This window comes from Microbispora corallina, assembly GCF_016863035.1.
Classification (GTDB): domain Bacteria; phylum Actinomycetota; class Actinomycetes; order Streptosporangiales; family Streptosporangiaceae; genus Microbispora; species Microbispora corallina.
In genome coordinates, this window is sequence record NZ_BOOC01000113.1 from 1 (window position 1) to 730 (window position 730).

Sequence of the window (730 nt, forward strand, 5' to 3'; positions counted from 1 at the left end):
GAGAGGGTCGATCGGTACTGGCCCGGCCTGACGGCCGAGCCCGGCGGTGTGGACTACCTCGAAGTCGAGGTGAACGGCCTGCCCGCGATGTGGGCGGTGCCGAAGGGGGCCGCCGAGGACCGCGTCGTCTTCGGCGTGCACGGGGGCGGCTACGTCAGCGGGTCCATCTACACGCACCGCAAACTGTTCGGCCACCTCGCCAAGGCGGTGGGCGCCCGCGCCTTGCTCATCGAGTACCGCGAGCAGCCGTTCCCCGTGCCGCTGGAGGACGTGACGGCCGCCTACCGGTGGCTGCTCGACCAGGGAATCGACGCCGGGCACATCGCCGCCGTCGGTGACTCGATCGGAGGCGGGCTGGCCGTCTCGTTGATGCTGCGTGCCCGGGAACTGGGTCTGCCCCTCCCCGCCGCGTTGATGCTGATGTCGCCCTGGGTGGATCTGACCGTGGGCAACAAGACCTTCGAGTCGAATCGGGAGAACGAGGCCTTCTTCTACAAGGAGGTGGTGGCGTTCCTCGCCTCGGCGTACCTGGGGGGCGCCGATCCGAGGGAGCCGCTGGCCAGCCCGCTGTACGCGGACCTGAGCGGCCTGCCGCCGACGTACGTCCAGGTGGGCGGGCACGAGACGCTGCTCGGTGAGAGCCTCGAATTCGAGCAGAACGCCCGTAAGGCCGGCGTGGACGCCCGGCTTGAGGTGTTCCCCGGGCAACTGCACACCTTCCAGATGGCCG

Annotated in this window: 1 protein-coding gene; it reads left to right on the top strand. The window is 69.7% G+C overall.

Annotation, left to right across the window (positions count from 1 at the left end; all coding sequences use genetic code 11):
• A partial coding sequence (locus Mco01_RS38770) for an alpha/beta hydrolase (protein WP_204061800.1) occupies positions 1–730 on the top strand: 730 nt, incomplete at both ends.